The organism is Desulfobacula sp. (assembly GCF_021107415.1).
Map to the genome: position 1 here is coordinate 1 of NZ_JAIOSW010000018.1, position 10,215 is coordinate 10,215.

Here is a 10,215-nt window from a genome sequence, read left to right on the forward strand (position 1 = left end):
GGGACTTTGGGAACAGAAGGCAGGTCTTTTTTGTTTTCCTGTCTGTTTTCTTCAAGGATCACGTGGGAACAGGCACCATCCAGGGTAATGGATGCAACACAGGCTTTTCTTATTGTTTTATTTTCAGGCATCAACTTATCATTAAGGTAAAGCGCTGTCTTGATAACGGAGAATAAAGCAGATGCAGCCCTGGTGTTTCCAATAACTGAAGAGGTTGATGTAACAGGGCAGGCAGAAAGACCCGGATCTTTCAAATAAAGCGTGTTTAACACGTCGGCCTCGATTGCGTCATCATGCCGTATCCCTGTAGAACAGGTTTCATAAAGACAGATATCCTTTAATGATGTATTTGAATCTTTGAGGGCATTTTCAAGGGATTGAGTATAAAGGGCTTGTGATATTGTTGAATCATAGTCTGTTTCACCGGGAACAGGGCCACTGCTTGCACCTGCCACACCTGTTATGACACCATAAATCCTGTCGCCATCTTCAATGGCTTGATCCAGCCGTTTTAAAACAATGGCAGCAGCCCCTTCAGACGGCAGGATTGCATCAGTATGGGGTTTGGCTATTTCATTGAGAGCAAACTGCCGGATATCCCCTGCAAGGTCAACACAGCCGCAGATAAAGACATCGGTTTCATAAGCACTTAAAGAATGAACAGCTGTTTCAATTGCCTTGATGCCACAAGCTGCTCCGGCAGACAGGGTGAAACACGGACCCCCAAGCTTAAATTCCCTTGCCACACGGGATGCCACAATTCCGCCAAGAGCACCCAAAGTCCGGTTAAAGGTCAAAGGCGGAGAAATACTATCTTTCAGCTCTTCATCAAGATGATTGATTTTCCAGCGAAGATGAAAATCAGTGGCGCCATAATCAAATTCAATTCCAATGGCACAACCGAACCAATCCCTCTGGGGTTCACCCTCTAATGGTCTTGGACTGATCTTTGCGTCTTCCAGGGCTCCTTTGGCAGCTTTAAGAAGAATAATCTGCTGGGGCAGGATATCATCCATTTGATTGGGAGGGATATGGAATTCGCCAACCCCAATTGCCAGGTGATCCAGATAAAATCCCGGTTTTTCCCTGCAAACCTGAGGCTCTTTTCTTCTCCATCTTGATCCCGGATTCTCCGGATTCAAGCGTGTTTTATTAAATACGAGATCCTTAAAATCGGACAGGGAGTGACAGTCCTTTGCAATGGTTTCCATACCGACAATGGCACAGGAAACCTTTTTTAACATCTCTTTTTCATCAACAGGCAGTTGCTTTGTATTTTTTACAATATGGTTACTTGAGTTGTTTTTAAATTCTTCAACCAGAATATGGGCGTTGATTCCGCCAAAACCAAAGGCACTGATACCGGCCCGCCTGGTTGAATGGATGGATTCAGGGGTCCAGTCTTCAACCTGGGTTTGAACCTTGATATTACTCTTATTTAAAATGCTTTTGGAAGAAGGCGCTGAATAATTTAATGAAGGCGGTAAGAATCCCTCATTCATTGAAAGAATGGTTTTAATAAATCCTGCTGCACCTGCTGCTGTGAGAAGATGGCCGGTCATTGATTTGACTGATCCGATGGAAAGAAGTTTATCCGGACACTCAAATGCATCAAGCAATGCATGTATGCTGGACAATTCCACCTGATCCCCCACTGGAGTGCCTGATCCGTGGCATTCCATGTACTGGATGTCCAAAGGGGTCCAGGATGCCTGTTTGTACGCCTGGATCATGGCCCGGACCTGGCCTTCCGAGGCGGGTCCCACAAGGGTTCCTTCAATATCATTAGATGCCCCGGTACCCGTGATGACAGCATGAATTTTATCACCGGAATTTATGGCATCTTCAAGTCTTTTCAACACAACAATGCCGGTTCCTTCACCCACAACGAGCCCGTCGGCAGTCTTATCAAAGGGTGAGCATCTGCCCGTGGGAGACAATGCCTGCAATTGTGAGAACCCTATCTGGGTATAAAGAGAATCCGGTCTGGAAACACCACCGGCCACCATGATATCTGCCTTTTTTAAATGAAGGTATTCACAGGCAAGCTTGATGGAATATAAAGAAGATGCACAGGCAGCATCAAGGGTAAAGCTGGTACCTTCAAACCCCATGGCTCTGGCAAGAATTGCAGCCGGAAGTGAAACCACTGCCGCACGTAAGAAATCTTTTGGCACAATTGCTTTAGAATTCTTATTGCAATTGCAGACAATCTGCCAGGAAATCTGCGAAGATGTGTCAGTGGGAAGGGCGATGGCAGCTAAAATCACCCCGGTTCGTTTTTTATTTTCTTTTGTATGGGAACATTGTAAAAAAGCATCCCTTCCTGCATGCAGAACAAGCTGGTGCAAAGGATCCAGTTGGGATAACAGATCCTTATCCACAAGAAAACCATCAGGATCAAAATGGAAATGTTCAATGAGTCCTGCTTTGTTGGAGATGGCCTTGTCAGGAAGCGTCTGATGCGAGATAAAATCCTTGACAGGGCCTATCCACCGATGATCCGGAACGGTGATAATCGAGTCTCTTTTCTGGATGATATTGTCAAGAAATTGCTTGGTATCCAAAGCCCTGGGAAATACTCCAGCCATTCCGACAACGGCTATTTTATCTACTTTTTTAAGCATTGGCCTTTTTTAGAATTTGGTTTAGCATGGGTTTAGCATATGATTTTTCATAAGAGCTGATATAATTTAGAAATCGGCTGATTTCAAGAAATCTTTGTAAAATTTGTGTAAAATTCTTAATTCAGGAATAAATAAGAAAAAAACCCTGTATCACTGATTTTGCCAAAAGCCAGAAAGTTATGCCGACAAAAAAAACAGCCAAAGATCTATCAAAAATATTTTCTGTTCTTCTTTCATTATATCCCAGGACCCAGCCAAAAAAAATACCGGCAATCAATCCGCCCGCATGGCTCCAATTATTGATATTGGGCATTAAAAAACCAATTAAGACAAGAGTGACAACCCAGCCCGAGGTCTGTTTATACACCAGCTGTCCCCATTGCCCCCCCCTTGATTTGCCGAAATACAGCGCCGCTCCGATCAGTCCGCAAAGCCCTGATGAAGCACCAATGGTCAGATAAACATTGCCAAAATAGGATAATAAAAATCCTGCAATGCCAGTAAGGGTATAGATGGAAAACATTCGAAACAGGCCGAATTCTTTCATGACCAGGGGGGCAATAGTTTTCAGGGCCATCATGTTAAACAGAATATGGAGAAGCCCGCCGTGAAGCCAGTTGGCTGTAATCAAAGACCACCATGCCTCAAATTTAATAATGGGAAGCCGGCCCGAGGCGCCAAGAAAGTTCAGCACGTCCATTGACGGGGTTAATGCATAAAACGGATTAAGGCTCAGAATCATGTTTTTGCCACTGTAAATCAGGCTGATAATAAACATGATAACATTGGTATAGATTATTGCCTTCAGAACAATGGCAGGTGTGAGAACTGGTTTTTTATAGTGTGTCATAATTGTCCGGCGTTATAAGGTGTATCCCCAATAAAGTCAACCCGGCAAACTCAATCGGGCAAGGTCAATTGGGCAAAAGTCAATCGGGTAAACTCAATAAAGTTCATTGTTTAAATATTATTACTTGAAAATAATCAATATTAGGATAAAATCAACTTTTTATATTGCATAATAATGAGGTGTTGAGATGAGTCTGCTTTCTATTTTCAGTCTGGCCATAGCATTGTTTGTTCTTGGTGTAACGCCGGGTCCAGGTATGTTTGCCACAATTTCAAGGTCCCTTGCATCAGGCTTTGTTTCATCCCTTGGAGTGGTTGCAGGAATTGTCACCGGGGATATTATTTTTCTGGTGTTTGCCATTCTGGGCATGTCGGCCATTTCACAGGCCATGGGGGATTTTTTTGTGTTGGTTAAGGTTATTGGCGGGGCATACCTGATTTTTCTGGGGGTTAAAATCTGGATATCCAAACCTGTCCCGGTTCAACACTCTAATGACAAAAAAGGCACGAAGTATGGCAATTATTTGAGCGGACTTGTTATTACCTTGTCAAACCCCAAAGTGATCCTCTTTTATTGCGGTTTTCTCCCCACTTTCATGGACCTGTCTTCCTTGAGCGGTATGGATTTCTGTATCATTGCCGTCACAGTTTCTATTGTTTTATCAAGCGTCTTGATGTTTTATGCATATCTTGCCAATCGGGCCAGAGTATTCTTTTCCAGTACGCGTTCTGTCAAACGACTCAACAAAACTGCGGGCGGGGTGATGATTGCTACTGGTGTCGCCATTGCAGCAACATCCTGATTTTAGCTTTCGAGACAAATATTGCCAAAAGCCTTGGCATATCTGCGGATGAACTTCTTTTTGATAAAGGAAAAGGTGTTGCAGATAACAGGATTATGGATAAAAAACTTTTAGAGCAGTTTGAGCTGGTTTCTATGCTGAAGCCCTCTGATAAGGAGGCTATTATGACCATTATAGACAGTATGATCATTAAAAACAGGCTTGAAGAGGTCATGCCCGGCCACTCTGATGCTTCATGGACAAATCAGATGCGCAAAGCCGTCCATAAATTCAGAAGCAGGGGTAGAGATTATTCTGAAGATGAGATAAATAATTTTGTGGATGAAGCTGTACAGGCAGTCAGATCAGAGGAAGATGGTTGGTATTTGGCTCGCACAAGAGGAAGCCATCGTCAATTCAAGCATTCAAGCAAACGTGGTTTGGTCACTGTGGCAGGGAAGCCAAATGATGACATGGCACCAGGAACCCAAAATAGTATTTTCAAACAAGCAGGATTAAAAAAATGAAATATCTAGTAGTGATTGAGGAAACAAAAACAGGTTTTTCATCTTATTCTCCGGATATGGATGGTTGTGTAGCGACAGGCAGAACAAAGAGAGAAGTAGAAAAAAATATGAAAGAAGCTATGGAGTTTCATTTAGAAGGGCTGCGCTTGGAACACCAGGAAACTCCAAAACCACATTCATATTCAAGTTATGTAGAAGTAATGGCATAACAAAACCTAGGGTTTAAGCCAGGCCGCTGCCCGGTCAGCTATTTCATTGATACGCTTTTCAGGCCAGGTAATGATATAGGGCGGTAAAATAAGCCTTGAAATCAGGGGCCTTTTGACTTCCCTGCAGAATAGATCCAGTATGATGACTTTTTTGAACCACTCTTTTTTTCCAACTATAGTTGTCTGGTGCATGAAAGCTTCTGTCAGGCGGGCCAGTAGCTGAATATAACTGATGGACTGGATGTCGTAGTGCGCAACGCCGGCAACGGCATCCTCCCAATGTCCAAGTTCAAGGCAGGTGTCCAAAGTTTCAATGAGATGGAGGATTTTGGGATATGTTCCTTTCTTTTTGGCTTTTTTCCTTTGTTTATCAGACATGGCGGCAACCCGGCCATAGGAAATTAATTGATCAAGCATGCATCTGCTTTCCTTTAACCTTTTTCCCCTGCGCCAGATTTTGACTGCTTTTTTTACCTCCCCCGTGGAAAACAATCCAAGCCCGAGAAGATGGCAGATATGGCCGGCTGTGCCATGGTCAATGCCCTGGATCTTCACGTCTTTGAGCAGCGCAACGATTCGAGGCCAGTCTTGATTCTTCAGCGCATGGTCTGCCTTTCCCATTAAAGTCCGTGGATGATCCGGAAAAGTCTCATACGCCCATTGTTCAATCTCTGTGGAAAGATCAAAATGGATTTGCTCTCCGATCAATGCCTCATGAAATGCAAACACATCATCCAGATCACAGTGATCATTTCGTTTCATGTCATAAAATATTTGCCGGACTTCTTTCATGCTGGAAATCTGAATCTTGATCCTGTAATCCATAAATTCATCATATTGTTTTCCTGTGGGTATTTGACAAGGTAAATACTGCTCCAGCAGAGGGATATCATTTTTTAGTTTTGGCGTGCTGTCGGAAAGATCAAACCAGGGTTTTTTTTGATCCAGCAAAACCGACTGGATGCCGTTTTCTCCTGAAGCCACTCCTGCCACTTGATTGGAAAGCTGGTCAGTGGCAAGGATAAAATTTTCAGGCACACGCACCATGTACAACTCTTCAAAACCATCCTGGTTCGGCTTAAAGGCAGACAGGCATGGATGATACCCGTCATTGATGTTTTTATGATAATGGACAAAGACCAGGCCGGTTTCCATGGAGGTGGCAATACCATTGGCCAAATCGCTTCTGGAACCTGAAATTTTGTGTGTAACGGGATGACCGGAATCAACCGGAATCACCTCCAGATGAAGACAAGTATCGGCTTCATCCAATCCTTCCTCGAATGGGAACATCTCGCCGTCATCATAGACCAGGAAAATCAGATGAATGCCGTCCGGGTGCATGGCCCCGCCCTCCACAGCACCCGGGAGCTTTTTAGTAAACAAGGTCTCCTGCCTGCCGCTGCCTGAATAAATCCTGATGGTGTCAGAGTCTATGGCAGAATCGCACAAATGATACTCACCCTTTTGATTTACTATCCATGGAACCCCATCAATCCAGACCGACCTTACCTCTCGCTGCTGCTCTATGTCGATCACCAAAGCCGCCTGCCTTTGACTTTGGTCCAAAGACCGGCAGTGAAGCCAGATATTGTTCTGTCCGGAAAAGAGCCAGAGGTCTTCCAGAACATGATTTTTTTTGACAAAAATGCTGCAATCCTTCCAGGAAAGAATATTTAGAGGATCCAGGGTAATGGTTAAAACCCCACCTTTGCCACCGCATATCCAAATTTTGTCTTCATCCAGGCGAAGGGTCGGCATATCCATATTTACTGGGGGCCGCATCATAATGGCCTGATCAAATATCTGGGTTTTGGAATCAAAAATCCTAACAAACAACCAGCAGTCCAGACAGGAAACCAGAACGATACGACGGCCGTCAGCCATAATGGCGGCAAAGCTGTTACACTCATTCCACCATGCAATACCGGCCTTCCAGAAGCATGGTTCAAGCCCGGACGATTTCATCTGAACCAGGGACATGGCCTTTCTGATTGAAACAGTCTGTTCAGCAGCCTTTTTGCGCCATATTTTGTCCTGGTCACCGGACATGAGCCGGGCAAGCGTATGGGCCGTTTCCCGGGCAGTGAAATGATTCTGCCGGCTAATAGCGGCTGCATAAGTTACCTCAAGATCCTGAATACGTGCCAGTTTTTTAAGATCAGCCATCATCAGTTCCAGCTCTTTTTTATCCTGCAAGTCAAGCAGTTTACCATTGATGGCCTGAATACATTCCCGGGCCGAATCTACCCGTTTACCGGCCAGGAGATGGGCCAGTTTTTTCAGCAATCTTTTTGATTTTTTCCTTTCTTTGGCCTGTATCTGGTTTTCGGCCTTAGACATCAGCTTGCGGCCTGCTTGAATGTGCAGTACCAAGTCTCCAATATTATTGATTTTTTCAAGCACAAGCAGGGGAGCTTCATTATTGTCCAGCATTCTGCATGCTTTTCCAAGGGCCAGCACAATCTCTGCTGCCTTATCCGGTTTGATGTAGGAAACAGAAGCTGTCAGCTCATCTGTCCAGGAAAAATGCTCATCCTTTAACAAAGTCAGGCATTGATGCTGCTGGTCCCGGGAAAGGGAGATATACATCATGATAGATTTTTTTTGTTTACCCTTTTGCCAGAGGCTTGCAACTCCATGGACCTCTTCGTGTTCACGCTGCTTTTGTGCTGCCAGTGTTGCGTTTTCAAGTTTTACCTCAATTTCTTGACCGATGTCATCATGACTGATATCAAGTGCTTTTTTGAGCAGCATGACCTCACGGCTGTAATCTTTTTCTGTCCCGGCTTTGTCGGCCTGGTCCAGAAATAGTCTGATTTTTTTCTCCTGTTGCATCCGGGTAAAATCCATGCGGATTTTTTTTGCTGTCCTGTGGCCGGGAATTTTTTTCAATATCTTTTCAGCCATAATGTCTGCTACATCATGATGGCACTTTTGCCAATGATCCAGCATTTTCTTTTCCAGGGGATTCATCAGGTCTATCCTGAGTTTCTCAATTCGTTCAAACAATTCCCTGGTTTCAGAGGTGAATGGATGGTCCCGGGATGAAGAAAGGATTTTACAGAGCCTTTCAGACTCATCAGGTGCATTTTGGGAGATATAATATTTACACCCTATAACATAGACCTCCATGGCAGCAGGCTCTCTTGACAGATTTAAGCAGGCGAGTGCTTCTCCTATCCTGCCTGACCTGGCCAGGGCCAGGGCCAGTTTGGCTGAAACCATGGAGTCTTTCTGGCTTTCCTTTGCAAGGGAATCCCAAAGTTCAATGGCTCTCTCATAAGCAGCCAGGTAATCCACTAAAAATTCAAGAAGTGCCTGGGCCGCAGGGAGCGCCCCCTGTGATACTGAAAAAGCCCGGAACAAAAAATCCTCACACGCATTATAATCATAGGCATCCAGAGCTTTGGCACCAAGGGCCAGCAATTCATCAGAAGAGTATATTTCCTGTTTCAAAGACACATGGGGTTTGACTGTTTTTGCAGGAGACTTTGACGCTTCCCTGCCAGGGGAAACAGGGGTGCTGTTCCGGAACACAGGGTCTTGTATGGTTTGCAGATCCATCTCTATCTGAACCCAGGATCGTGCCGGGTCATCCAGTTCAGAGACCAAAGCATGGCAGGCGTTCTCATCAAAATGCTTCAACTTCAAACTCACCAGCCCTTCATCATTCGGATCAGGTATAACCAGTAGATTTTTTTTAAATTTATTGATGAGCAGACTCTGGAGCTGCGCCTTGATTCTGTATCGTTTTTCGGTTTCTCTCCGGGCAATATTTTTGTTGGTAGGATTGATCTGCCGGATGAGACGAATCAGCTCAAGGGCAGTGACAGATCCCCTTCCTGCCAGGATATCCTCTATCTCCTTATATTGTAACCTTTTATTCTTCTGTTTTTTCTTTGCAGCCACTGTTCACATTCCAGTATTTAACTTAAAAAGGAGTCTGAAACAAGCGTGTCTTTAAGTTGAAAGTTTGCGGGCTTTATCGCCTTAAGTGCGTTATATTCTTTACTTTTTATTTTATATAGATCCCATCGTAATTGCAGATTTATCCAGAAATCTTCTGACATGCTGAAAAACTTGGCAAGTCGTAAGGCGGTGCTTGGCGTTATCCCCCTTTTTTTGTTTACAATTTCATTAACCCGCTGATAGGGCACATGAATGGAATAGGCAAGTTCTCTTTGTGTGATACCCATAGGGATCAAGAATTCTTCAAGAAGCATCTCGCCTGGATGGGTTGGCTCTCTATGACTTGGTATTCTAATCATTTTTTTTCCTTTTTATTCAGTGATAATCAGTAATTATAACCTGATAAGGACCATTTGTTGTCCATTTAAAACAAATCCGATACTGATCATTTATGCGAATACTATTTTCTCCAATTCTATCCCCTGATAACGCCTCAAGATTGTTGCCAGGTGGAATCCTAAGCTCTTTCAGAAACAGGACAGAGTCAATTTGATCCAGTTTTCTTGAAGCAATCTTCCATAAAGACCGGGGACAGATTTTTCGGGCATTTTTGGTATTCTGGCCATTAAAGATATCTTCTGTCCCTTTGTTTCTGAAAGATTGAATCATGAATGCATGATAGCACGGACTTCATGCTATTGTAAAATACAATTTTATCCTAAGTTACTACGATCAAGAATTCTAATCCTTCATCAATTCAGGACGTCAGTAACACCAGTGGAGTTTATACAGCAGCTTTCTGACAGAACTGCTGTGATATCAATTGAAGAATTTGCGGCTGGATTTGGGAAATAAAGAAAAATAATAAGTTCTATATAGGCCGGGTCTTCAGATGACCCGGCCTGTTTTTTAACAAGCCTTTGACCAAGTATGTTTTCTTGCTGTTATCAAGCAATATTCTGTAGCCAATGTAGCCTTCACCCATATTTGTCCGGTGTGATTGTCACTGGTGTTGCCATTGCAGCAAAATCCTGATATTATCGTTTATATTCTGCGGCTGCGCTAGTCATCACCGCGATTAGGCCAGGAAAAATAGAAACATGGATATAGAAAATGTAATCAATGCTATCCGGAGCAATTGTGTGAGAATCACCGATCATGCTGATGAGGAAGCGTTTGATGACACTCTGACATATGAAGAAATATATTCATCGATAATTCAGGGCGAAGTTATCGAGGATTATCCAAATGACAAGCCATATCCAAGCTGTCTGATTATGGGAAAGAATTTTTCAGGTGAGCCAATTCA

At 43.7% G+C, this 10,215-nt stretch carries 9 protein-coding genes; 4 read left to right on the forward strand and 5 right to left on the reverse strand.

Features of this window, described 5'->3' with window-relative positions; all coding sequences use genetic code 11:
• Positions 1 to 2,627: beta-ketoacyl synthase N-terminal-like domain-containing protein (locus K8S13_RS00990; RefSeq protein ID WP_291459748.1), on the reverse strand; the 2,627-nt coding region annotated here is incomplete at its 3' end.
• Between the two features lie 121 nt (positions 2,628 to 2,748).
• On the reverse strand, positions 2,749 to 3,477 hold the full coding sequence (locus K8S13_RS00995) for a rhomboid family intramembrane serine protease (RefSeq protein ID WP_291459749.1): 729 nt from the start codon (positions 3,475 to 3,477) through the stop codon (positions 2,749 to 2,751).
• 187 nt (positions 3,478 to 3,664) lie between these two features.
• Between K8S13_RS00995 and K8S13_RS01000 the strand changes: the two genes are divergently transcribed.
• From K8S13_RS01000 to K8S13_RS01010, 3 genes are all read left to right on the forward strand, one after another.
• Positions 3,665 to 4,279, forward strand: a complete 615-nt coding sequence (locus K8S13_RS01000) for a LysE family translocator (RefSeq protein ID WP_291459750.1) — start codon at positions 3,665 to 3,667, stop codon at positions 4,277 to 4,279.
• 95 nt (positions 4,280 to 4,374) lie between these two features.
• On the forward strand, positions 4,375 to 4,785 hold the full coding sequence (locus K8S13_RS01005) for a type II toxin-antitoxin system HicA family toxin (protein ID WP_291459751.1): 411 nt from the start codon (positions 4,375 to 4,377) through the stop codon (positions 4,783 to 4,785).
• Complete coding sequence (locus tag K8S13_RS01010) at positions 4,782 to 4,994, forward strand: type II toxin-antitoxin system HicB family antitoxin (protein ID WP_291459752.1); 213 nt, start codon at positions 4,782 to 4,784, stop codon at positions 4,992 to 4,994. The genes K8S13_RS01005 and K8S13_RS01010 overlap by 4 nt, the downstream gene beginning before the upstream one ends.
• 6 nt (positions 4,995 to 5,000) lie before the next feature.
• Here K8S13_RS01010 and K8S13_RS01015 read toward each other — a convergent pair whose 3' ends face one another.
• Genes K8S13_RS01015 through K8S13_RS01025 form a run of 3 tightly spaced genes read right to left on the reverse strand, consistent with a single transcriptional unit; the run spans position 5,001 to position 9,575 of the window.
• Positions 5,001 to 8,906, reverse strand: coding sequence for a hypothetical protein (locus tag K8S13_RS01015; protein ID WP_291459753.1), 3,906 nt, complete (start codon positions 8,904 to 8,906; stop codon positions 5,001 to 5,003).
• 17 nt (positions 8,907 to 8,923) lie between these two features.
• Positions 8,924 to 9,265: a HigA family addiction module antitoxin gene (locus tag K8S13_RS01020; RefSeq protein WP_291459754.1), complete on the reverse strand. Its 342-nt coding sequence runs from the start codon at positions 9,263 to 9,265 to the stop codon at positions 8,924 to 8,926.
• Positions 9,266 to 9,281: 16 nt separating this feature from the next.
• Positions 9,282 to 9,575 (reverse strand): type II toxin-antitoxin system RelE/ParE family toxin, encoded by a 294-nt coding sequence (locus K8S13_RS01025; protein ID WP_291459755.1) that lies wholly within the window; start codon positions 9,573 to 9,575, stop codon positions 9,282 to 9,284.
• A gap of 431 nt (positions 9,576 to 10,006) precedes the next feature.
• Here K8S13_RS01025 and K8S13_RS01030 point away from each other — a divergent pair.
• On the forward strand, positions 10,007 to 10,215 hold a 209-nt coding region (locus tag K8S13_RS01030; RefSeq protein ID WP_291459756.1), incomplete at its 3' end, for a DUF4258 domain-containing protein.